Below are 23,457 nucleotides of genomic sequence, written 5' to 3'. Positions count from 1 at the left end.
TCGAACCGGCGCTTGAGCGGGGACCGGCGTTCCACCCGGCCTTCAACGACGGCGCCGGCCGCACGGATCATATTGTTTCCGCCGAAGCTCAGACCAGCTCCGCCAACCGGGCAACCCCCAGGGGAACCTGGGTCTTCAGGCGGGAGAGCGCATCATCCACCTCGGCCAACCTGCCTTCCTCGGGCGGAACCCGCGCCGGGTTCAGCGCCACGGCGTCGGCCCAGGCCTTGATGTCGGGTTCCGATCCGAAGGATTTCGCCGCGCGGGTACCCAGGATCTGCATGGTCGCCCAACTGGCAAGCGTGTTGGGATACGGGGTCGATGGGCAGAGCCGGTTCTTTTCCGCGTCGTCGTCGCGGGTCGCTTCCACATAGCCGGCCAGCGCTGCACCGAAGCACGGGAACCCGGCCCGGATCGGCTGCAGCGTGATCGCCGAGGGCCCCCAGACCGGGATGGTCGGCGGGTATCGCAGGCCAGAGGCGGCACAGTGCACCACGAGCGCGTCCTTGGCCATTGAGACCGTGCCGTCCTCGAGCGAGATGCGCCCCCGCTGGACCGCCCGGACATGTCCGAGCCGCACGACGTGCTCAATGGTGCGCAGTTTCTCCAGTTCCCAGGTCGCCAGCGTCGGAGTCTTGGCCATCGTCGGGGTGACCGACCGGTCGATGCGGAGCATGATGCCGGCGTCTTCCAGCCGGAAAAACAGGTCCTCGAGCGACGTCGCGGCGGCGGATGCCTCCATGGTGTCGGCGGCCATGCCGAGGAACACCGCCGGTTCCGGCTGGACCACAGCACGGTTGAGCATCCAGGGATCGCGTGGCCTCACCCAGCAGATCGCTGCGGGGTCCACGCCGTGGGCCAGGAGCCAGATGCAGGCATCGGTTGCCGTCTTGCCCGATCCCACGATCACATACTGGCTCGGCGCCTCCATGGTGCGGGCCAGGCTGTTGACCGGAATCACGCGGACATCGTCCGCGATGTCGAAGCGCGGCGGGGTGACTGACGGGATGTCCGGTGCAAGGTACCGTGCGTCGACGATCCGGCATTGCGATGGCACCTCGGTCCGCCGACCGGAGATATGCGAGACGATCTGCCGGCCGGCAACGTACTCGCAGTTGTTGAAGAACTCGACCTTGTCGGTGCCCAGCATCCGGTCGGCCAGGATGTGGGCGTAGTAGGCGCAGATCTCCGAGACATCGGCCCGTTCGTGAAGGCCTGCTTCCGGACCGTGCTGTTGCACCCGGCGGTCGCCGAGCAGCGTGGAGGCGACACCGTAAAATGCGGAGGCCTGGTGCAGGCGCGCGAAGGGATAGGCATCGAGCCAATGCCCGCCGGAACCGTGGCGTCTGTCGACAATGGCCACGCGCGCGTCGGCATGGTCGATCAACGCATCCGCGAACGCCATGCCCATCGCGCCGGCTCCGACCACCAGGTAGTCGGCTTGCACCTTGTGCGTCATGGACCCATTGAAGCACCGCAGTGCAGGTGTATCCATAGCGGCAGCGAGGCCGGATAATCCGGCCACGGAGTCCCCACGCGGTCGTTGCGCAGACGCTGCTTCCCTGAGGTGGGAACCGTAGCCCAAATGCAATGTCATTTCCATGGTGCCGTCGGTGCCTGGTGGCTAGCATGGTAACCACGTTGCACAAGTGGTTGGAGTGGTGCACTGCATTGGGAGTTTCATTTGGGGATGAAATACAAAATGATTGGGGGAGGAAACACCATGGTGGATCTCAAGGGGTTCGAGGATGCCCACTACATGACCGTGGCAGAGGTCGCCGAGGCCATGCGGGTATCCAACATGACGGTATACCGGTTGGTGCATTCGGGGGAATTGCCCGCCGTGCGCTTCGGCCGTTCCTACCGCGTGCCTGCCCAGGCAGTGAAGGAATACCTGATCGCCGAGCAACACGCGGCGGCATCGGAGCACCGTCCCGAAACCCACTAGGCGAGGCCTCCGGCCGTGGATGCGGAAGCGCCGAATGGGCTAAGGCCTACCGGAGCCGGGCCCGTCCAGTTCGATGCAGCATACCCGCGCGTCGCCGGCAGGGTCCGTCGTCTCGCGTTTGCGCCCGTGGGCTTCGCGCCTGGTCATGTCGCCACGGGTGCTTGAAATGGCAACAACGGTTCTCTAGCGTGAGTGACAGGTCAGGAACGTGATCGCACGCGGCATCGAATGGAAGGTATTCCCCCATGGGATTCATCAGCGTTGGCAACGAAAACAGCACGTCAATCGACCTCTACTACGAGGACCAGGGTCAGGGACAGCCGGTGGTGCTCATCCACGGGTACCCGCTCGACGGACATAGCTGGGAGCGCCAGACCCGTGTCCTGCTCGACGCGGGCTTCCGCGTCATCACCTACGACCGCCGCGGGTTCGGCCAATCGAGCAAGGTCGGCTCGGGGTACGACTACGACACCTTCGCCTCCGACCTAAACACGGTGCTCGAAAACCTCGACCTGAACGACGCGATCCTGGTTGGTTTCTCCATGGGCACCGGCGAACTGGCACGCTATGTGTCCACGTTCGGGCACAAGCGCGTCGCGAAGCTCGCCTTCCTGGCTTCGCTGGAGCCATTCCTCGTGCAGCGGGACGACAATCCCGAGGGCGTGCCGCAGGAAGTCTTCGACGGTATCGTCGAGACGGCCCAAGGTGACCGCTTCGCCTGGTTCACGAACTTCTTCTCCAATTTCTACAACCTCGATGACACCTTGGGGTCGCGGATCAGCCAGGAAGTCGTCACAGCGAACTGGAACACCGCTGTCTCGAGCGCGCCGGTGGCCTCCTACGCCGTGGTTTCCTCCTGGATCGAGGATTTTCGCGAGGACGTCGCAGCGGTGGCTGCCAGCGGCAAGCCGGCGCTCATCCTGCACGGCACGGCCGACAATATCCTGCCCATAGATGCCACGGCGCGCCGGTTCCGGCAATTGCTGCCGGAAGCCGACTACGTGGAAATCGACGGGGCACCCCACGGCCTGCTGTGGACGCACGCCGCTGAGGTCAACGCGGCGCTGCTCGCCTTCGTGGGGAACGCGCGGAGGTAGGCCGGGGACGGCCAATCCCGTCCTGTATTTGGCTTGCGCCGCTTCCATCGCCGGTGAATCCACGTAGGCGAGCAGCACTCCGCGGTCAGGGAAAACGAAGAACTGCGACCGGTTCGCCGACCGGTACCTCGCCCGCCCTTGACGCGGGTATCAAGGGCGGGGGACGCTCAATACAGGTCCATCGCCACCACGGCCCGACCGGTTCCCGGCACGCCGGGTCCGCACGCGTGCACACCCACCCCAGGAGAGCATCATGAGCCACCAGTTCAATGAGTTACTGACCCGCCAACTGGGTAACGAGTTCGCGGCGTCCCAGCAGTACATTGCGATCGCGGCCTGGTTCGATGGCCAGGACCTGCCCCGGCTGGCGAAGCACTTCTACCGCCAGGCCCTGGAGGAGCGGAACCACGCCATGATGATGGTGCAGTACATGCTGGACCGAGGCATCAAGTTCGTCATCCCCGGCATTGGCGAGGTCCGAAACGACTTTGCGACGGCGGAGGATCCGCTGGTGCTTGCGCTTGCCCAGGAGATCGAGGTCACCGAGCAGATCAAGGAGTTGTTCGCCGCTGCCCGGGCCGAAAACGATCCGCTGGGAGAGCAGTTCATGCTTTGGTTCCTCAAGGAGCAGGTCGAAGAGGTGGCATCGATGTCCACGTTGTTGAATATCGCGCGCAGGGCCAGCAGTCTCTTCGAGATCGAGACATTCCTGGCCCGCGAATCGGTGGGGGATGCCGGGCAGCCCGGTGCGGACGGGGGAGCCGGCGCGCCTGAGGCCGCCGGGGGAACGCTCTAAAAAGTGGCGCGGATGGCGGCCAGGACGAAAACGTCGGACCGCCAACGACGTTTGCCATCGTCCGTGCAGGGGGGTTATCAAATAGCCTAGCGGGGTGCTAGTTTCGACACACAGGCTTTGCTTGGTTGCTGGCATTCCATGACGCCGCAGACGGCCCTCTGAGGGCGCGCCCCCCGGCAACGGAATGCCAAAACCAGGCAATGTCCCGGGACCGCCGCCACCGCCGCCCGAAAGAAGGAAAACATGACAGTTTCCCCCTTAATTTGGGGCATCACCATCGTCGTTATCCTGGCCTTGCTCGCCTTCGACTATTTCTTCCACATCCGCAAGGCGCACGTCCCCACGCTCAAGGAAGCCTCCATCTGGTCCTCGATCTATGTGGGGATTGCCATCATCTTCGGAATCCTGGTGTTCGTTTTCGGCGGTGCGACCATGGGGTCGGAATATTTCGCCGGCTACATCACGGAGAAGGCCCTTTCGGTCGACAACCTGTTCGTCTTCCTGATCATCATTGCCAGTTTCAGGGTTCCCCGCGAGGACCAGCAGAAGGTGTTGCTTTTCGGCATCGTGTTCTCGCTGCTGGCCAGGACCGGGTTCATTTTCCTGGGTGCGGCGCTGATCAACTCGTTCGCCTGGGTGTTCTACCTCTTCGGCCTGATCCTGCTGATCACGGCCGGCAACCTGCTCAAGCCCGGGGACCACGCGACGGACCAATCAGACAACTTCATGATGCGCCTGGCCAAGAGGTTCCTCCACACGACCGACCACTTCGATGGAGACAAGCTCTTCACCATGCACAACGGCAAGCGCGCGCTGACGCCCATGCTGCTGGTCATGGTGTCGATCGGCGGCACCGACATCTTGTTCGCGCTGGACTCCATTCCCGCGATCTTCGGCTTGACGCAGAATGTGTACATCGTTTTCACCGCCACCGCGTTTTCGCTGATGGGACTGCGCCAGCTCTACTTCCTGTTGGACGGACTGCTTGACCGGCTCATCTACCTCTCCTACGGACTGGCAGCCATCCTGGCCTTCATCGGCGTCAAGCTGGTGCTCCATGCGCTGCACGAAAACAACCTTCCATTCATCAACGACGGCCAGCCCGTCCCGGTCATCGAAATCTCCACCGGACTGTCCCTGGGCTTCATCATCGGGGTGCTTGTCATCACGATCGTCGTCTCGCTGCTGAGCAAGGCGGGAAAGGCGCAGACAGCGATCAACAGTGCCCGGCGGCACGCGGTCGACTACATCGACCTCGGCTACACCGCCGACCCTGCCGAACGCGAACGTGTCTACCGGCTGCTGACGATGGAAGAAGCCCAAATCATGGCCATGGAACCGAAGTACCGCAACAAGGCCAAGGATGTCGACAAGATCCGTGCGCAGGTGGCCGAGGCGCATCGGCTCCACGACGAATACACATAGCCTCGGCCGCTGCCCCTGAGCCCCCCTCGAACCAATCCGGACGACCCAAGGAGAAACGGCAATGAGCACCGAAGGAACATTCAACATACCGATCCATACACCGGAACCCGCTCCGGCCGGCAGCATCGTGGTGGGACACGACGGGTCCAAGGGAGCGGAAGACGCGTTGGCCATGGCCCTGGAGCTCGCCCGGAAACTGTCGGCACCGGTCGTCGTTTCACGGGCGTGGTCCATCGCCACCGCACCGCGGCCGGCCGGGTGGGAATTCGGGTACGTCCCGGCCATGGGCGAGTTCACCGCAGCCGTGCGCGAGGAACTGGAACGCGATGCCCACCCTGTCGCCGAAAAGTTTCCCGGGGTCCAGATCACCTATGAACCGGTGCACGCGCCGCCGGCCAAAAGCCTCATCGCGATCTCACACGACGCCCTGATGATGGTGGTGGGAACACGCGGGCGCGGCGGCTTGAAGGGCATGCTGCTGGGCTCGGTGAGCGAGCAGTGCGTGCGTCACGCCGCCTGCCCGGTCCTGGTGGTGCGGCCGCGCGACTAAGCCAAGGAGCGGCAGGTCCCCGGCGCCGAGAGCCGGAGACCTGCCTTGTGGGAACCTAGTCCCCGGCGACCGATGCAGGGACCTGGTTGATGATCCGGAAGCCCACTTCCGGGTCGAACCCGTGAATCTCGCGGGTGTCCAGCGCCGCCATGAAGGAAAGGATCTCCATGGTGAAGACCTGGCCGGGCACCAGGATCGGGAATCCCGGCGGATAGGGAGTGACGAAGCCGGCCGAAACCACTTCCTCACCGGCGCGCACCCTCGCGAACAACTCCGGCGGCATGATGTAGTCGCAGGCGTTGTTCCTGTAGGTGGTGAAGTACGCCGTGCGGATGTCCCCGTCCACGGTGTTCGCGCAACTGCGGTAACTATCGGCGAAGCGGCTGAAGTCCGGAAGCGGCGGCGGGGAAGCGACCAGTTCGGCGATCTTCGAGTCGCGGGCGGCCAACGCCCGCGGGGACATGTCCGCCCGTTCGCGATCGAAGTGCTCGGCCAGCTTGACCAGCACGTCGATGAGGTAGGCCACCGCGCTGCGCGAGGTGCCGATGTTGGTCATGAACAGCACGGTGTTCCGGCTGGTCTTGTTGACCTGGACCCCGTACATGTCCATCAGGTACTTGTGCTTGAACGTGTCGCCGTCCACGCCGGTGTTCCCGATGTGCAGGGTCAGCCGGCTGGGGTCCATCACGAATTCGTCGGTGCGCCAGGCCTCGTCCATGGCGGCGATCCCGTCGCGCAGCGGCATCGGCCGCCGGGTCTCGCGGAACTCCTCCGGGATCAGGTCAACGGTGGTCAGCACCCGGAAGTACTTCTTCAACAGCGGGTTGCGCGCCACCATCTGGGCCACGGACTGGGCCAGGTATGCCTGTCGCTGCACCAGCTCATAGCCTTCCAGCTCCGCCTGGCGCCGCCCGATGTCCAGCGAGGCCAGGATCTGGTAGTTGGGCGAGGTAGAGGTGTGGGTCATGTAGGCGGCGTTGAACGTCACCTCGTTGAGGTGGCTGAAATCCTGGTCGTAGACGTGGATCATCGACCCCTGGCGCAGCGCGGTGAGCGTCTTGTGCGTTGACTGGGTGGCGTATACGCGCAGCCGGGCGAGCTCCGGGTCGGGCAGCAGCCGGTTTTCGACCCAGACGGAGTCGTCTGCAGGTTCACCGGTCTCGGGGTCGAAGAGCACTGCCCGCTGGGCCTTGGCCCGGGCAACGTATTCGGGGTCCTCGAAGTTTGCGCGCAGCGCGGCGGCAGCGGCCATCGCGGTGCGCCGGCGGTAGATCGGGTGGAACCCGGCGAAGGCGAACCAGGCCTCGTCCCAGAGGAAGACCAGGTCCGGCTTGATGGCGAGGCATTCCTCCATCACTCGTTCGACGTCATAGACGATGCCATCGAAGGTGCAATTGGTCAGCGTGACCATCTTGACCTCGTCCAGGCGCCCGGCACGGCGGTAGTCAAGCAGGATGGATTTCAGGGTCTTCAGCGGAACCGCCCCGTAGAACGCGAATTCGTTCAACGGGTAGGCGTCCACGTAGGCGACCTGCGCCCCGGCGAGCATCAGCGCATAGTGGTGGGACTTGTGGCAATTGCGGTCGGCAATGACCACGTCGCCCGGGGCCAGGATCGACTGGTGCACGATCTTGTTGGCCGTCGAGGTGCCGTTGGTGACGAAGTACGAGCGCCGGGCACCGAAGGCGCGCGCCGCCAGGACCTGGGCATCGCGGATAGTGCTGCGCGGGTCCAGCAGCGAGTCCAGGCCGCCTGAGGTGGCCGAGGTCTCCGCGTGAAGCAGGTTGAGCCCGTAGAACTCGCCCATGTCCTTGATCCACCGGGAATTGACGACCGAGCCTCCGCGGGAAACCGGCAGCGCATGGAAAACAGCCGCCGGCTTGCGGCTGTGCTGCTGCACGGCATCGAAGAACGGGGTCTTGTAGCGGTCGGCGACCCCTCGCAGCAGCGAGAGGTGCAGCTCCATTGATTCCTCGCGGCGGAAAAGCCGGGTGAAGCGGCGGTTCGCCGAACCCGCGAGCTCCTCAATGGACACGTCGGCAACCATGTAGAGGTTGAGCTCGGGTCGCAATTTCTTGAGCATGTCGGCCAGCCGCAGGACGCGCTCCCTGGGTGGGACGGCGGAGATCCCGGGATCGACGAATCCGTCGAGGAACTTGCGCAGGTCCGCGCCCGGCCGGTGCCGGGCGGAGATGCCGAACCCCGGGCGCAGGATGCAGGCCTGGATGGTGGGGTTCAGCAGCACCGCGATGAGGGCGTCCTCGAGGCTGGGCACCACGTTGATCTGGTACGTGAAGGCGTCCGATTCCCTGCGTTGGCTGGCCATTTCGGCGATGAGTTCCTCGCGCACCGTCTCGGAAATATCGTCGATGACCAGGACCTCGAAGCGCGGACGCGGGTCGGCGACAGCCGGAACCACTTGGGTCAGCGGCTCCGCATCGGGGTCGGCCTCGGCCAGCGAGTCGTCGAGCTCGTGCCTGAAGCGCGCGAATCCCCGGGTCACCGTCTCGATCAGGGACAGCGCGGCGGGGTAGTCGCCCTCCTCGATGCGCGCCCGCAGCGTCAGCAGGTGCGCCTTGCCGGGCACCGCCCAGTAGGTTTCCACGGCTTCAAGCACGCGGAGCTGGCGCGTGACCTCGATCAGCAGCCCCTTTTCGCCCGATTTCGATTCGGCATGTGAATTCGAGGGCGAGGACAGTTGCTTGGCCGCGTAGCCAAGGTACTCCCAGGCGTCGGTTCGCAGCCGCCACACGCTGGAAGGTGTTGCATAGGGTTCGGTGTCGGTGTTCGACAATGGCGCTTTCACTTCTGTTCCAATCATAGGGTGTGCCCGTCACGGGCGTCACAAAGCATGCTCAAGACGTGGCGTTTCCGGCCGCGGGATGCGGATGTCCCCGCTCCGGCCGGATGAACAGGGGAAGGAATTCCTGGAGCGGCACCGGCGGCTGGGCGCCCAGCTCCGCGGCAATCGCGTCAAAGGCGCGCAGCGTGGGGAAGAGCTTGGAGGCGTCCTGCGGCAGCGGCCAGCTGGAAAGCTTCACACCCACCACCTGGGCGGGGCGGTTGATGTAGACCATTTGCCCGTGGATGCCCAGACAGAGCAACACATCGTTGCCCTCGTAGGGGAACCACATCTGGTTCCGGTACATGCCTCCGGGCATCCGGTTGTCGCCGGGGCTGTTGGCAAAGGCCTCGCGGGAGTCTGGCGCCCCGGCCAGTGTCTGCGCGATCCAGTCGGTCGACAGCACGCGCTTGCCGCCCACCGAGAGTCCGTCGTTCAGGAAGAGCGAGCCGAAGCGGGCCATGTCGCGCAGCGTGGCGTTGATCCCGCCGTCGAACATGCCGGTGCCGTACTGGTCGATCCCGATCACGGCGTCCGCCTCGGCGCCGATCTTGCCCCACAGCAGGTGTGACATCAGCGTGGGCATGGTCGAGCCGGAGACCGCCTCGCAGATCCAGCCGAGCATGTCGGTTTCGCAGGAGCGGTATTCGAAGACCCCGCCGTGCGCGGTCTTCTGTCGAAGAGTCGACAGGTACGGGTACATGCCGGTGGGACCGGGGACCGCCGGAGGAGCCCAGCCGATCGCCTGCTCCAGCATCCGCACCTCGGCGCCGGCATCCAGGTAGTCCTCGGAGAACTCGATGCCCGAGCGCATGTCCAGCAACTGGCGGACCGTGGCCCCTGCGTAGCCGGAGTCCGCCAGAGTGGGCACATAGTCGGTCAACTGTGCCTCGGGATCCAGCATCCCCGCGTCATACAGCGCCCCGGCGACGGCGCCGACCAGCGACTTGCTCACCGACATCAGCAGGTGCTCGGTGTCGGCGGTCATCTCCCCGAAGTACTGTTCGGTAAGCACCGAGCCGTGGTGCAGAAGCATCCATCCGTCGGTGTCGCTCATGCCCATGACCGAGCCCACGCTCATCGGTGCTTCCTCGGGGCTGGCCGGGGCCAGCATGATCGAGTCCAGGTCGCGGTGGGCGGCCGGCAGTTTGACGGCCGGTTCCAGCCCCCGCGAGATCACCGCGGTGGGCAGGAAATCGGCCATGTGCTGGAAGGACCAGCGCAGGTTTTGCGGCAGTTGCCAATTTTGCATGTCCACCCTGGATGGGTGGTGATCAAGGTTCGTGCCGTCCAACGCTGGTTCCTTCCATGGCTGCACCATTGCAGCGTTCTGTTGCCGCATAAATGCGGCGTTGCCATTGCTACATCGGTGCAGCTTTTGGTGGTGGCCAGGGCTTGCGCCCTGGTTTATTGCCGTGCTACCACTGGGTTTTGACTCCGATGCCGGCCGTCGCATCCACTGCGGTTTCCCCACCCACCGGTATGCCGGCAAAGCCGGCCCTGATGGAGTCGATGAAGTGCTTGGCCCGGATGGTCAGCTTGGGCGAGCCGTTGCGCTCAAGCTGAAGCCGTCCCTTGGTGACCAAGATGCCCAGGTCGGCACCCTTCCAGCGGTAGTCGCCGGGGCCGTAGATGCGCAGGAAGAACGCCTCGGACTCGTTCTGCAGCATGTGCCAGTCCATGGCGGGGCGGCTGAAGACCAGAGCGCCGTTGGCGTCAAGGTAGTACTGGCCCGTTGCCGGGGTGGCGGTGAGCAGCTCGACCGTCTCGGAAGTCTCCTTGATGATCATCTGGCTCCACACGTCGGCACCCGAGAGTGCTTCCCAGCGCGCGTTGATCTCGTCGATGTCCAGGTCGAATTCCACGTCCATGTATTCGAGCAGGTGGAAAAGGAACAGTGGGACGTCCGCGTAGGCGCCGGCGGTCACGTTGGTGATGGCCGATGCCCCGGAAATACGCGGGTTCAATTCGCCCAGGTAGACCTTGTCGGTGTCGGTGTCCACGAGCACGTCGACCTCGAAGAAGCCGCGGTAGCCCTCCTTGGAAAGCCTGTCGCCCATGCGCTTGACCAGGTCGGTGGCCTGCGCCCGCTGGTTGTCGGAGAGCACGTCCGGGTGCATTTCGTTGCCGCACCAGCCGCCCTTGTACGGGGTCAGGTCGTTGTGGCCGGCCAGTTCGGTGAGGAACGGCCCGACCAGGGTGCCCGAGCGCGTGAGCACTGCCTCGACAGCTACCGGCAGGTTGTTGATCCGGCGCATGACCTTGATTTCCTCGCCGACGATCTCGGCGCTGTGCTTGTCCCAGTCAGCCTCGTCGTTGATGAAGAAGGTGGTCTTGCCCGAGTCGCCGTATGGAGTCTGGACGACCAATTCGTCCCCGAGTTCGGCGTCGTCGGCAGCCTTGCGCAGGGACTTCCAGTCCGAACCCGTGGTCAGGACGTTCGGGACCGAAGCGACCCCTGCCTCGTTGCCCAGCTCGGTGGTCACGATCTTGGAATCCAGGCGGGAGCGCAGCTCGGCCGACGGCAGGATCAGGTCGTAGCCCAACTCGTCGCAGATCTGCTCGGTTTCCTCGTCGAAGAAGACCATGGCGACCTTGGGCCGCGTGCCGGGACGCAGGTCCTTGGTCATGCGGGCGCGGACCTCGGCGTTGAGCAACAGCCAGTTGTTGATCTCCTCGCCGGAGCCGAATTCGCGGTACGGCTTGTGGACGGGGGTGAAGATCCGCGGGTGGGCGCCGTCCCAGGCATCGTAGTAGCTGATGTAGGTGAAGTTCCGGACCCAGCGGTCAAGGCCCAGCAGGTTGAACGGGGTGGCGCCGATGAAGAAGATCGGCACGTCGTTGGTGCGGAAGAAGTGGCGGACCTCGGAGATGTTGCGCACCGTGTGCAGGACCGTTTCGGCCGGAACGGTGGAGGCGAAGGCGGCGTCGGTGCCGACGGTTGCCTCGGGTGCCTCGGGGCCGGACGGGGTGGCGCGCGGCATCGGGTCGGCTGCCGGAGTCGCAACGGTCGAGGCTGTGGCCTTGGAATCCGCCTTGTTCGCGGCGGGGGTGTTGGCGGCTGCAATCGCGGTTGCGACGGCGGGCTCAGTCTTGGTTGCCGGCTTGGCCTCGGTGGTGCCCGTTGCCTTGGCGGATGGCTTCGTGTCGGCCGGCTGGGTGGACGGAGCGGACACGGCTGCTGGCTTGTCAGCGGCCTGGACTGGCTTTGGATCGGCGGTGGTCTTGGGTGCGGCGGCGGCGGACTTCGGGGCGGCAACCGGGGCAGAAGGGCTTGCCGTGGCAATGGCAGCCGCTGGTTTCGTGGCCGTGGACTTCGCCTCGACGCCGGCCTTGACTGCTGCAGGGGCGGTCTTGGAGGTGGCGGCGGTGGACTTGGCGATCGGGGACGGTGTCGTCGCCGTTCCGAGGGACTTGGGCGCGGTGTCATTCGTCTTCGCGGCAGTGGTCTGGGTGGTGGTGGACGGCTTTGCCGCGATCGAGGTGGCAGCGGCGGAAGATGTGGCTGCCGCGGGCGCAACGCTCCGGGTAGCAGCTGTCTCGGGCTTCTTCGCGGCCGACTTGGTGGCGGTGGCCGCGGCCGGAGCGACAGATGTGGATTTTGCTGCGGTGGCGGGCTTTGCCGCCGAGGCCTTCGCCGCTGCTGCGGACTTGGCTGCGGGGGTCTTCACCGCGGTTGCAGGCTTTGCCGCCGGCGCCGCGTCAGTCGTCGGAGCGGTTTTGGAAGCTGCGGCTGAGGGCTTTTCACTCGTACTCTTGGGCGGGATCACTGCGGTCTCTCGAGCAGACGGAGCAGCGGTGGCCTTTGCCGGTACGGACTTCGACGCGGCAGGCTGTCGCGAGGCGTTTTTCGCAGCGGGTGCGGCCGACGGATTTGAGCTCGCTGTGGTTTTTGCGGGTGCAGCGTTCTTTGCAGGTGCAGCGGTTTCATCAACCGAGTTTTTGTCTGTCGTCGGTTTGGCCACCACCTTGTTGAGCTGACTCGGCTGGCCGATCTTCTTACCGGTCTTGTTCGCGTGTGCGGTCATTGTCCAACTCCTTTCATCGGGGAGATAGCCGAATCCTGGGGAGGTAGTTGACTCTGGCCGTCGGGGCCGCGCATTTCGTGTGAACACGGTGTGCACTGGGTCCCTGCAACATGAGTGTTCGCCGCCTCCCCATGGTCGGACAACAGCAGGCGCGTTAGGCCGACCCGTGGGGATTCTTCATTTCCATCTGCTAGTCCAGCAAACGTAGTTGGGAGAAGTGAACACCGCCTAAACGGCAGGTGTTGAAAGACACGCCAGGCCGGGGACATCGCCATGAATCCGCTGTTGAGGTGCGGTTTCCGGGCCGTTCCCGGGGGCAGAAGGAAATAGAAAATAATGAAACCGCGCGAAAGGGATTGGGATTTCCGGATCGTGAATCGACATGCTGTGATGTAGGTTACCGATGGGTTTATTTTTGGCGCATTTTCGGCTTCACCGGGATATTTGAATGGAATCCAGGGCATGCGAGAGGGGCCCTTCATTGAGGTTTTAGTGGCGGCTGAAAGATTTCCGAATGTTACCTGTGACATATGATTTAAAACCCTTGACATTTCGGTGTTGGCCCGAAAATGCCGGGAACCAGGGACTGATCGATCGATATTTCAGACGGGTGGTTCAACCCCCCTCCATCGCGAAAACAGTCGATCAGGCATCGACAGGAGTTGGCCCGGTTATCGGGTACCGCGGCTCGATGGGAGTCCATCAAGCCACCGATTGGAACGACGGTGCCATGCTCCATTGGCTGAACTGGTCTTGCATCATCCTGTCTCGAACGATCGAACGTTGTAGGCATCCTGAAAACACGCGCAAAGAGCCAAGATCGGGCGGCAGCCGTGAAATGAAAATTGATTCGGCTATGGATCCCGAAGTTGCGCGAGAAGACGACGTGGGTGGGCGTCGGGTTTGGTCTGCTGGGACCGGGACGCCCGCTCTTGGACAGGCATTGGCGGTGGCCTGGTTCAGAGGACTTGAACAACGGATCACCAGCGGAGTTCCGCGCCCTGCGCCGGACCGCCGGTCGCCCTTCGGCTGCAGCCGGGCGTCCATTTTGATGCGGGCGGGGCACTAATCCGGAAGGACCTGCCGAGCCGGACCAACCACGGGCTCCGTGGTTTTCCGCTTCCGACGCCAGCGAATGAAAGTCGAAATTGTCCACGTTAGGACGGTCGCCAGCACTCCGAGCGCGCCGCCGACCCAGGAACCGATTATCAAGGCGACCCCACGCAGGTCCAGCCCACGGCCCTCCGACAGTCCCGGGACATACGGAGGCTCGAAGATCGCACCGAAAACGATCCCGGCGAAGATCCCGTAAACGATCGAGGCAGCGACTCCCAGTATCAGGTACAGCCCAAGAGCCCTGCTGCCGTCGCGCATGTGCACGAAGATGCCAACAGTCGTCACCACCAGCGCTGCAGCGAACGTCAGCACCCCGGAGCCGATTAGTTCATAGTCGTTGTAGTCCATGGCGCACATGCCCGTCCGTTATCGGCAATGAAGAAGCCAGTCTATCGGCCGGGCCGCCTGTAGACCTGCCACTAGATTGCCAAGGAGTAGCCAAGTCCTGACGCCATGGGATGGCACTGAAGCCTGGGTCCTGGACCGAGGGCTCCGACTCGTGGGTCAACTCGCCTTAGGCTTGCTCGACGGTGATGTAATGAAGGAAAGATGAGCAACCTCAACCCGGGCGGACCCGTCCCGGTCGGAAGGAAATCATGACTCCCTCGTACGCCGAAAACCTGGCATTGGTGGGCCTGGACATCGGCGGCACCAAGACCCATGGCGTGCGTTGGCTCAATGGACACATCGTCGCCGAGGCCATGGCGGGCAGCGCCAATGTCCAGAACGTCAGCATGGAAGCGGCCACGAGGAACATTGCGCGGATATTTGAAGAGCTTGGCACGGGACGCATCGACCGAGTCGTGGCCGGGGCCGGAGGCGTGGACACCGCCGAGGATGCACGGCGGCTGAGGGCGATGATCGAGGTGCATGCGCCAGGGGCCGCCATCGAGGTGGTGCACGATTCACGGCTCATTCTTGCAGCCGGTGAGACGTCCGCTGGCATGGCAGTCATCCTGGGCACGGGCTCGGCATTCTGGGGGATCAACGCCGAAGGCCAGGAAGCGCGCGCCGGCGGGTGGGGCTATCTGCTGGGGGATGAGGCAAGTGGTTATTGGATGGGCCGCGAAGCGGTGCGGCACACCCTGCGAGAGTCCAACCGGAACCAGCCCCCAGGCATGCTGGCCCGACTCGTGCTCCAGGCCAACGGCGTGGCATCGCCCGACGAGCTCATCGGGCTGTTCCACGGAGATACCGACAGACGCTATTGGGCACAGCAGTCCCAAGTGGTCTTCAGGGCGCACGAGTCGGGGGACCCTGCAGCGGCCCGGATCATCGACGATGCTATCGCCTACGTGGCCGAAAAGCTCGGGGATGTCTCGACCGTCCTCGGGATCCGGGGCCCGGTGATCATCGGCGGTGGACTGGGGATGCACCAGCCGGTTTACCGGCGACGCATTCGCACCGCACTCTCGGCCATGGGCCTGGAGGGCATTCGCTTCCTGGACGTGGATCCGGTCCTTGGGGCGCTCTTCATTGCCCAAGAGGCAGGTTCCTGAAGCTCGGGACTCTGCGGGAATGTGGCGAGAAAATTGCTGCCGCATGCGGTGGCGAGTGACCAAATTGGGCATGCCTGGTGGAGACTGGGGGAATCCATTCACGAAAGAAGGCAACAAATGATCAATCTCAAGCAGGATTCAGACGGAAACGTCCGGATGAGCCGGCACTATCCGGAGAGCCTCACCATCTGCATCACCTTCGCAGACGGGACGCAGGAAGAGGTCAGCGGACGCCGGATGAACGAGATCTATGACGCGGCACTGGCCGAATTCCGGTTGCAGAACAAGATGGACGCGAAGGGCTTCAAGCGCTCGCCGGCCAAGGCCATCCACCGGAAGAACGCGGTCGGGTTCGTTCCGGTCAAGCCGGGTCTGAACACCTAGTCGAGGGCTTCAACGGCCCCCGGCCCGGGTCGTTACGGCAGGTCGAGGGACACCACGGCCATGAAGCCGCGGCCGCTGATGCGTGGAGAGTCTTCCTCCCCGCCGATCACGGAGTCGCGCAGCTCGAGGGGTTCTTCCGATTCCCCGCGAAGCACGGTTGCCTTGCCCTGCAGCATCACGCCGAACTGGGCACCGAAGAGATGCTGTTCGCGCTTCTTCGACAATTCCACGATGCGCACGTTGCCGCGCACCGCACCGGTGCGCGTGATCAGGTTCAGCGCCAGCACGTCGCCCGTGGGCAGTGCCGCGGCCACGGTGCTGCCGCCGGCGAACTTCAAGGGGCGAAGAGCCTCCACCGCATGCGCTGAACCGTCGATGGTCAGTTCGAGCAGTTCGCCGGCAATCACGGTCAGCGTTCGGTCGAATCCGCCATAGGGGGTGAAATCCCCGGCGGCCTCGATGGAAGCCACGCTCAGGCGCCAATCCCATTCCTTGCCCTCGGCCGGCAACAGGTTCGAGTCGGGTCCCAGTTTTCCGGCGGCGATTTCCCGGACTTCCCCCTGGGCCCATTTCCGCTTGGTGGAGTCGGTCAGATGCAGAATTGTTCCGGTTGCCAATGACCGGTTCGTCGTCGTCATGACATGAAGTCTAGTGGGAACTAGCGGAATGCCCCGATGAGCACCACCGCGCCCATGATGGCCAACGCCGCAGATGAAACGCGTTCCAGCCAGATGCCCACGGTCGGGCTCTTGAACCAGGCCATGGCCCGGGCCGCGATGGCGGTCAGCAACGCCAGGTAGGCAAATCCCATGAGTGCGAATATCCCGCCGAGGAGCATCGCGGAACCCAGCATGTTGGATCCGACGGGAATGAACTGCGGCATCAGCGCCAGGAAAAGCAATCCCAGCTTCGGGTTCAAGGCCGCGGAAATCATTCCCGCCCGCACCGACTGGAAGAAGGTGTATTCGGTACCGGCGACGGTGGCCGACCGGGTGGTGGTGCGGGCCGTGGCTGCCGCCGCGCGGGCCAGGAACTGGGCCCTGATCAGCGAACCTATCCCGAGGTAGAGCAGGTATGCGCCGCCGACGAGGGCGATTCCCTGGTGGATGGCCGGGTAGGTCTGCAGCAGCGCCGCAACACCCAGACCGGCCAGGGCCGCCCAACCCATGATGGAAGTCATCATGCCCAGCGCGGCGGCGATTCCGTTGCGCGGGCGATTCAGGGCATAGCGCAGGGCCAGGAAGGTGTCGGGGCCCGGGGCCAACACCACGACAAGCGCGACCCCTGCGAAGCCAAGGAGAGAAGAAGACAGCATGGGTACCATTATCTGGCTTGGCCTGCCCCGGCGTGAAACCGGATTAGCCGAATCCATGAGTGTTATTGGAATCAGGGTTGCCGGCGCCGTGGACCGGCAACCAAAAGCGGGATGGGCTTGTGACGTTGCGCTGCGGCCCGATCCAATTGACGGCGCCTTTTATGAAGCCGCTTCCATCGATAGCACGGCCATCAGTCCGCTGCCGCGGATCTCTGTCGTTGGTTCCCCGCCGCCTACGACGGTGTCGTAGCGTTCAAGGTCCCGCTCGCGGCCATCGGCGGTCGCCAGTCTGGCCTCGCCCTGGAGCAGGATGCCGACCTGGCCGCCGGTCAGGCGCGCAGGGTGTTCCCCGGACAGTTCCACGATGGAAACCTGACCGTTGACGGTCCCGGTGTGGGTCATCAGGTTCAGGTCGCGGATCGGCCCGGCCGGCAACTTGGCACTCGTGGCCGACCCGCCGTCGAAGCCCAGCGCCGTGTACCTCGGCAGCCACCTTTCGAGCCCGTCGATCGTTAGCGCCAGGCCTTCGCCCTCGATGACCGTCAGGATCCGGGACATCCCGCCAAATGCCGAGAAGTCCCCGTCGCTGTCCACCTCGGCGATGCTGATCCGCCAGTCCCAGTCGTCCCCCGACACGGGCTCCAGGGATCCGTTGCCGGCCAGCTTCCCCGAGAGGACCTGCCGGGTCACCCCGCCGCCGTTGCGCCAAGGCGCCGGACGCAGTCCGGAGTAGGCCACGACGCTGCCGGGGAGCAACGCCCGGTTCCGTTCCTTTTCCATCAAATGATCCTGCCGTTCGGCGGCGGGGGAGCTAGCTAGGCCAGTGGGCTTTCGGCGGCCGAGTTCGCGGCGGCCAGCAACGAGCCGTCGGTCACCAGCTGGAACACGGACTCGATTTCCGGGGAGATGAAGCGGTCCGTGCCCGGGCCCTCGACCTTGGTGCGGATCGCCTCGCGCACCGCGGTGATGACGGGAGAGGACTTGGTGGTGGCCAGGCCGCCGTCACGCATGTCCAGGGCGCGGGAGCTGGTGAGCAATTCGATGGCCAGAACGCGTGCGAGCCCGTCGATGCCCTTGCGCAACTTGAGCCCGGCGTGCCAGCCCATGGAGACGTGGTCTTCCTGCATCGCGGAGGACGGGATGGAGTCCACCGAGGCGGGAACGGCCAGGCGCTTGAGCTCGGAGACGATGCCGGCCGCGGTGTACTGGGCGATCATGTGCCCGGAGTCGACCCCCGGGTCGTCGGCCAGGAAGGCGTTCAGGCCGTGGCTGCGGGCGGTGTCCAGGAAGCGGTCGGTGCGGCGCTCGGAGATCGAGGCCAGGTCCGCGACGGCGATGGCCAGGAAGTCCAGCACGTAGCCCATCGGTGCGCCGTGGAAGTTTCCGTTGGATTCGACGCGGCCGTCAACGGTGACCACCGGGTTGTCGATGGCCGAAGCCAACTCGATGGACGCGACGGATTCGGCGTGGGCCAGGGTGGCGCGCACCGCGCCGTGGACCTGCGGTGCGCAACGCAGCGAGTAGGCGTCCTGCACGCGGGTGAACTTGTGCGCCCCGGCCTTCTGCTCGGCCAGCAGCGCGGAGCCGGCGAGCACTGCGCGCATGTTGGCGGCGGAGTCGATCTGTCCCGGGTGCGGGCGCAGCGCATGCAGGTCGGCGGCGAAGACATCGTCGGTGCCCAACAGGCCCTCGACGCTCATGGCGGCGGAGAGGTCCGCGATGGTCACCAGGTCGCGCAGGTCTGCGGCGGCCATGAGTAGCATGCCGAGCATGCCGTCGGTGCCGTTGATCAGCGCCAGGCCTTCCTTCTCGGCCAGCACGACCGGCTCGATGCCGGCCGCTGCCAGTGCCGCGGAGGCATCGACGAGTTCGCCGGCGGCATTGCGGACCTTGCCCTCGCCCATGACGGCCAGGGCGCAGTGCGAGAGCGGGGCCAGGTCCCCGGAGCAGCCCAGCGATCCGTATTCGCCAATGACCGGGGTGATCTGTGCGTTCAACAGCGCGGCGTAGGTCCGGGCGACGACGGGGCGCACGCCGGTGCGGCCGGTGGCCATGGTGGAGAGGCGGTTGAGCATGAGTCCGCGGATGACCTCGCGGGGCACCTCCGCGCCGGAGGAGGCGGCGTGCGAACGGATCAGCGAGCGCTGCAGCTGGGCGCGCAGCTCGATCGGGATCTGCTTGGTGGCCAGTGCGCCGAACCCGGTGGAAACCCCGTAGTGCGGGACCGTGTCGGTGACCAGCGCGTCGATGACGGTGCGGGATTCAGCCATGGCGGCGAGCGACTCGGAGGAAAGCTCGACCGGGGCCAAGTGGCGGGCGACCTTGACGACATCGTGCGGAAGCAATGCGCCGGTGGAGACGGTGACGGCGCCGGTGGAAATGGTGATGTTGGGATTCATGGATTTTTCCTTCTGACAGGCGGGGTTTTCGAGGTTCCGTGTGATCCGGGTCTCGCAAACACTTGCCAAGGGATGAAATTAGCGTTTCAATAAGTGAAACGCATCACGTGGTCCCGGGGCAAGCCCCTGGGGCGGGAATTTTGCCCGGGAGCGCCGAACGGCACCCCTCCTTGGAGCAATTCCACACACCGAATCACCAACATGGAGGAACACCGTGGCAGAACCGGCAACCCGAACCGTGGAACGAGCCCTGCAACTTCTGGGGGCGGTTTGCGATGCCGGGGCCGTATCGCTGGCTGAGGTCTCCCGCGGGACCGAACTCTCGGCCTCCACGGCCCTGCGCCTGCTGCGCACCCTGGAGAACAGCGGTTTCGTGCGCAAGGACGCGGACGGCGAATACCGGCCCGGCCTGCGCCTCGTGCAGCTCGGCGCCCAGGCGTTGAGCCACGAATCGCTGATCCACCTGGCAGCACCGGCACTGCAGCGACTGGTCGACGCGACCGGCGAATCCGCCTACCTTTCGGTGCGCGGACACCAGGGCACGGGAAGCGACCACGCCGTGTACCTGGCCATCGCCGAGGGCACCCACTCGGTGCGCCACGCTTCCTGGGTGGGCCGCAGTGTCCCGCTGGCCGGCTCAAGCCTGGGAGTCGTGTTCGCCGGAAACACCCCGGATGCCGGGTACGTGGTTTCCGACAAGGGAGTCGAGGCCGATGTCACGGCCATCGCCGCTCCGCTGCGGCAGCTCGGGGCAGCCGGAGCGGCCGTGGACGGCGGACCCGTTGCAGCGATATCCGTGGTGGCACCCAGCTACCGGATGAACCCGGAAGAGGTTCAACGCATCGGCCAGCTGGTTGCCGCCGAGGCCCACGCGCTGCTGGGCACCGCAGTCGGCAGCTAGCCGGAGCACCAACCCCCCCCTGCCCTTCGAAGCGCCCCCGCGACAACCCACGGGGCACCACCAGATTCAGCACCACCGACAAGGAGAAACACCACATGAGCTTCACCCAACACGATCCGTCCCGCGTCATCCGTGCCCCGCGCGGCACCAAGCTGACAGCCAAGTCCTGGGCCACCGAAGCCCCGCTGCGCATGCTGATGAACAACCTGGACCCGGAGGTCGCCGAACGCCCCGAGGACCTGGTCGTCTACGGCGGCACCGGACGTGCCGCCCGTTCCTGGGAAGCCTACGATGCCATCATCAAGACGCTGACGGACCTGGAGGAGGACGAGACGCTGCTGATCCAGTCGGGCAAGCCCGTCGGTGTCTTCCGCACCAACAAGTGGGCGCCGCGCGTGCTGATCGCCAACTCCAACCTGGTGGGGGACTGGGCCACCTGGCCCGAATTCCGCAAGCTCGAGGCCGAGGGCCTGATGATGTACGGCCAGATGACCGCCGGGTCCTGGATCTACATCGGCACCCAGGGCATCCTGCAGGGCACCTACGAGACCTTCGCCGCCATCGGCGCGAAGCGCTTCAACGGCACGCTGGCCAACACCCTGACGCTGACCGGAGGCTGCGGCGGCATGGGCGGTGCCCAGCCGCTGGCCGTCACGCTGAACGGCGGAGCAGTGCTGATCGTCGATGTCTCCGAGGAGCGGCTGCGCCGGCGCGCCGGCAAGCGCTACCTCGACGAGGTCGAACTGGACCTGGACGCCGCCCTGGCCAAGGTCACCGCAGCGAAGAACGAGGGCCGTGCGCTCTCGGTGGGCTACGTCGGCAACGCCGCAGAGGTCTTCCCCGAGCTGCTGCGTCGCCAGAAGGCCGGCGAGGTCTCCTTCGACATCGTCACCGACCAGACCAGCGCCCACGACCCGCTGTCCTACCTGCCGGTGGAATACACGCTGGAACAGTGGGACGCCGAGGCCAAGGCCGACCCGGCAGGCTTCACCAAGAAGGCCCAGGCCTCCATGGCCGCCCACGTGGAGGCCATGGTCGGCTTCCAGGACATCGGCGCCGAGGTCTTCGACTACGGCAACTCCATCCGGGACGAGGCCCGCCAGGGCGGATACGACCGCGCGTTCGAATTCCCGGGATTCGTCCCGGCCTACATCCGCCCGCTCTTCTGCGAGGGCCTTGGCCCGTTCCGCTGGGTCGCCCTGTCCGGGGACCCGGAGGACATCCGCGTCACCGACGAGGCACTGAAGGAACTCTTCCCGGAAAACGAACACCTGCACCGCTGGCTGGATGCCGCGGCCGAGCACGTGGAGTTCGAGGGCCTGCCGGCACGTATCTGCTGGCTGGGCTACGGCGACCGTGCCAAGGCCGGGGTGCTGTTCAACAAGCTGGTCGCCGAGGGCAAGGTCTCCGCGCCGATCGTGATCGGCCGCGACCACCTTGATTCCGGTTCCGTGGCATCCCCCTACCGCGAGACCGAGGCCATGAAGGACGGCTCGGACGCCATCGCCGACTGGCCGCTGCTCAACGCCCTGACCGCCACGTCCTCCGGTGCCACCTGGGTCTCCATCCACCACGGCGGCGGGGTCGGCATCGGCCGCTCCATCCACGCCGGACAGGTCTCCGTCGCCGACGGCTCAGAGCTGGCTGCGGCCAAGCTGGAGGCGCTGCTGACCAACGACCCGGGCATGGGCGTGATCCGCCACGTGGATGCCGGGTACGAGCGCGCCATCGAGGTCGCGCACGAGCGCGGCGTCCACATCCCGATGGCCCCATAAGCCCCCCAATCCCACTCGAAAAGGACAACTCCCATGTCTGGAACGAACAACACCGAGCTCGATGTCCAACGCACCGCCGCCAGGCCGCGGGGCAAGTGGCGATTCTTCGTCTACAGCCTCATCGGCGTCTTCATGTTCTTCATCCCGATCAACATCGGCGGCAAGGAAACGATCCCGCTGGACCACCTGGTCGGCTGGATCATCGCCGGGCTCGGCGAGGCGGTGCGCTTCGTGGCGCTGGCGCTCATCGTTGCCGGGACCATCTACCCCTTCGCCTCCGGACGCTGGCGTGAATCGGGCATCAAGAAGGTGTTCGCGTTCCTGAACATCATCGGCCTGGTGGTCGGCGCCATGCTGGTGTTCAACGCCGGCCCGGCGCTGCTTTTCGAGCCGGATTTGGGACCCTTCCTCTTCGACAAGCTCGTGATCCCCGTGGGCATGATCGTTCCGGTGGGGGCCATCTTCCTGGCCCTGCTCGTGGGCTACGGGCTGATGGAATTCGTCGGCGTGCTGGTCCAGCGGGTCATGCGCCCGATCTGGCGCACCCCGGGCCGCTCGGCCGTCGACGCCGTCGCCTCCTTCGTGGGCAGCTACTCGCTGGGCCTGCTGATCACCGACCGGATGTACCAGTCCGGGCGCTACACCGCCCGGGAATCGGCCATCATCGCCACCGGGTTCTCCACCGTCTCGGTCACCTTCATGGTGATCGTGGCCAAGACGCTGGACATCATGCACCTGTGGCTGCCCTACTTCTTCCTCTCCTTCGGCGTCACCTTCCTGGTCACCGCCATCGTCGTCCGGCTCCCCCCGCTCAGCCGCATCAAGGACGACTACTACCCGCAAGCGGTGGCCTCGCCGGAGGAAAAGGTCACCACCCGCCGCCTGGCCACCGCCTGGAACGAGGCCATGGGCACGCTCGCGGACGCCCCCTCGCTGGGGCGCAACATCTGGGTGAACTTCCGCGACGGGGTGCTCATGGCCATGGCGATCCTGCCCTCGATCCTCTCGGTGGGGCTGCTCGGGTTGCTGCTGGCCCGCTTCACCCCGATCTTCGACTGGCTCGGCTACATCTTCGTGCCGATCACCTGGGCCGTGGGCCTGCCCGATCCGGTGCTGGCCGCCAAGGCCTCCGCCGTGGGCATCGCCGAGATGTTCCTGCCGGCCACCGTGGTGGCGGGCCACGAATCCGAGCACCTGCGCCTGGTCATCGGGGTAGTGTGTGTCTCTGCCATCATCTTCTTCTCCGCCGTGGTGCCGTGCATCCTCGCCACCAGGATCCCGCTGAAGGTCTGGCACCTGGTCGTCATCTGGGCCCAGCGCGTCGCCCTGACCCTGCTCATCGCCAGCCCCGTTGCCTTCCTCATGGTCGGCAGATAGGAATC

Annotated in this window: 20 protein-coding genes; 11 read left to right on the top strand and 9 right to left on the bottom strand. The window is 65.2% G+C overall.

Features of this window, described 5'->3' with window-relative positions:
- Positions 1-88: 88 nt before the first annotated feature.
- Positions 89-1,459: an NAD(P)-binding protein gene (locus ACIPUB_RS09565; RefSeq protein WP_407607161.1), complete on the bottom strand. Its 1,371-nt coding sequence runs from the start codon at positions 1,457-1,459 to the stop codon at positions 89-91.
- 264 nt (positions 1,460-1,723) lie between these two features.
- Here ACIPUB_RS09565 and ACIPUB_RS09560 point away from each other — a divergent pair, with 264 nt between their 5' ends.
- The 5 genes from ACIPUB_RS09560 to ACIPUB_RS09540 all read left to right on the top strand — a co-directional run bounded on the left by ACIPUB_RS09560 (position 1,724) and on the right by ACIPUB_RS09540 (position 5,816).
- Positions 1,724-1,948 (top strand): helix-turn-helix domain-containing protein, encoded by a 225-nt coding sequence (locus ACIPUB_RS09560; protein ID WP_264268599.1) that lies wholly within the window; start codon positions 1,724-1,726, stop codon positions 1,946-1,948.
- Between the two features lie 245 nt (positions 1,949-2,193).
- On the top strand, positions 2,194-3,045 hold the full coding sequence (locus ACIPUB_RS09555) for an alpha/beta fold hydrolase (protein ID WP_407607160.1): 852 nt from the start codon (positions 2,194-2,196) through the stop codon (positions 3,043-3,045).
- A 253-nt stretch (positions 3,046-3,298) separates the two neighbouring features.
- Positions 3,299-3,841 carry a ferritin gene (locus ACIPUB_RS09550; RefSeq protein WP_264268164.1) on the top strand — a complete coding sequence of 181 codons (543 nt, stop codon included), beginning with the start codon at positions 3,299-3,301 and terminating at the stop codon, positions 3,839-3,841.
- A gap of 243 nt (positions 3,842-4,084) precedes the next feature.
- Positions 4,085-5,266 carry a TerC family protein gene (locus tag ACIPUB_RS09545; protein ID WP_407607159.1) on the top strand — a complete coding sequence of 394 codons (1,182 nt, stop codon included), beginning with the start codon at positions 4,085-4,087 and terminating at the stop codon, positions 5,264-5,266.
- 61 nt (positions 5,267-5,327) lie between these two features.
- Complete coding sequence (locus tag ACIPUB_RS09540; RefSeq protein WP_407607158.1) at positions 5,328-5,816, top strand: universal stress protein; 489 nt, start codon at positions 5,328-5,330, stop codon at positions 5,814-5,816.
- A gap of 55 nt (positions 5,817-5,871) precedes the next feature.
- Here the strand turns inward: ACIPUB_RS09540 and ACIPUB_RS09535 are convergent, their stop codons facing one another.
- The 3 genes from ACIPUB_RS09535 to ACIPUB_RS09525 form a co-directional block, all read right to left on the bottom strand.
- The gene (locus tag ACIPUB_RS09535; RefSeq protein WP_407607157.1) at positions 5,872-8,622 is read right to left on the bottom strand and encodes an aminotransferase class I/II-fold pyridoxal phosphate-dependent enzyme; all 2,751 of its coding nucleotides are present in this window, start codon (positions 8,620-8,622) and stop codon (positions 5,872-5,874) included.
- A gap of 49 nt (positions 8,623-8,671) precedes the next feature.
- A complete protein-coding gene (locus ACIPUB_RS09530) occupies positions 8,672-9,910 on the bottom strand; it encodes a serine hydrolase domain-containing protein (protein WP_407607156.1) in 1,239 nt (412 codons plus the stop codon).
- Between the two features lie 166 nt (positions 9,911-10,076).
- A complete protein-coding gene (locus ACIPUB_RS09525) occupies positions 10,077-11,834 on the bottom strand; it encodes a biotin carboxylase (RefSeq protein ID WP_407607155.1) in 1,758 nt (585 codons plus the stop codon).
- 43 nt (positions 11,835-11,877) lie between these two features.
- Between ACIPUB_RS09525 and ACIPUB_RS09520 the strand changes: the two genes are divergently transcribed.
- Positions 11,878-12,639 carry a hypothetical protein gene (locus tag ACIPUB_RS09520; RefSeq protein ID WP_407607154.1) on the top strand — a complete coding sequence of 254 codons (762 nt, stop codon included), beginning with the start codon at positions 11,878-11,880 and terminating at the stop codon, positions 12,637-12,639.
- A 1,112-nt stretch (positions 12,640-13,751) separates the two neighbouring features.
- On the opposite strand, the gene ACIPUB_RS09515 is transcribed toward ACIPUB_RS09520, so the two are convergent.
- On the bottom strand, positions 13,752-14,150 hold the full coding sequence (locus ACIPUB_RS09515; RefSeq protein WP_407607153.1) for a hypothetical protein: 399 nt from the start codon (positions 14,148-14,150) through the stop codon (positions 13,752-13,754).
- Between the two features lie 248 nt (positions 14,151-14,398).
- Between ACIPUB_RS09515 and ACIPUB_RS09510 the strand changes: the two genes are divergently transcribed.
- The gene (locus tag ACIPUB_RS09510; RefSeq protein ID WP_407607152.1) at positions 14,399-15,301 is read left to right on the top strand and encodes an N-acetylglucosamine kinase; all 903 of its coding nucleotides are present in this window, start codon (positions 14,399-14,401) and stop codon (positions 15,299-15,301) included.
- 117 nt (positions 15,302-15,418) lie between these two features.
- Complete coding sequence (locus tag ACIPUB_RS09505) at positions 15,419-15,685, top strand: hypothetical protein (protein ID WP_407607151.1); 267 nt, start codon at positions 15,419-15,421, stop codon at positions 15,683-15,685.
- A gap of 32 nt (positions 15,686-15,717) precedes the next feature.
- Here the strand turns inward: ACIPUB_RS09505 and ACIPUB_RS09500 are convergent, their stop codons facing one another.
- The 4 genes from ACIPUB_RS09500 to hutH all read right to left on the bottom strand — a co-directional run bounded on the left by ACIPUB_RS09500 (position 15,718) and on the right by hutH (position 19,399).
- Entirely contained in the window at positions 15,718-16,323 is a 606-nt protein-coding gene (locus ACIPUB_RS09500) for a HutD family protein (RefSeq protein ID WP_407607150.1), read from the bottom strand.
- Between the two features lie 20 nt (positions 16,324-16,343).
- Positions 16,344-17,000 carry a LysE family translocator gene (locus ACIPUB_RS09495; protein ID WP_407607149.1) on the bottom strand — a complete coding sequence of 219 codons (657 nt, stop codon included), beginning with the start codon at positions 16,998-17,000 and terminating at the stop codon, positions 16,344-16,346.
- Between the two features lie 159 nt (positions 17,001-17,159).
- Positions 17,160-17,780, bottom strand: coding sequence for a HutD family protein (locus ACIPUB_RS09490; protein ID WP_407607148.1), 621 nt, complete (start codon positions 17,778-17,780; stop codon positions 17,160-17,162).
- 35 nt (positions 17,781-17,815) lie between these two features.
- Positions 17,816-19,399 (bottom strand): histidine ammonia-lyase, encoded by a 1,584-nt coding sequence (gene hutH, locus ACIPUB_RS09485; RefSeq protein ID WP_407607147.1) that lies wholly within the window; start codon positions 19,397-19,399, stop codon positions 17,816-17,818.
- 214 nt (positions 19,400-19,613) lie between these two features.
- On the opposite strand from hutH, the gene ACIPUB_RS09480 reads away from it, so the two are divergent.
- From ACIPUB_RS09480 to ACIPUB_RS09470, 3 genes are all read left to right on the top strand, one after another.
- Complete coding sequence (locus ACIPUB_RS09480; RefSeq protein ID WP_407607146.1) at positions 19,614-20,300, top strand: IclR family transcriptional regulator; 687 nt, start codon at positions 19,614-19,616, stop codon at positions 20,298-20,300.
- Between the two features lie 95 nt (positions 20,301-20,395).
- Positions 20,396-22,075, top strand: coding sequence for a urocanate hydratase (gene hutU, locus ACIPUB_RS09475; protein WP_407607145.1), 1,680 nt, complete (start codon positions 20,396-20,398; stop codon positions 22,073-22,075).
- Between the two features lie 33 nt (positions 22,076-22,108).
- Positions 22,109-23,452, top strand: a complete 1,344-nt coding sequence (locus ACIPUB_RS09470; RefSeq protein ID WP_407607144.1) for a YjiH family protein — start codon at positions 22,109-22,111, stop codon at positions 23,450-23,452.
- Positions 23,453-23,457: the final 5 nt, after the last annotated feature.

The organism is Paeniglutamicibacter sp. ORCA_105, from assembly GCF_045798545.1.
Classification (GTDB): domain Bacteria; phylum Actinomycetota; class Actinomycetes; order Actinomycetales; family Micrococcaceae; genus Paeniglutamicibacter; species Paeniglutamicibacter sulfureus.
This window is presented reverse-complemented; position numbering and strand designations above follow the sequence as displayed.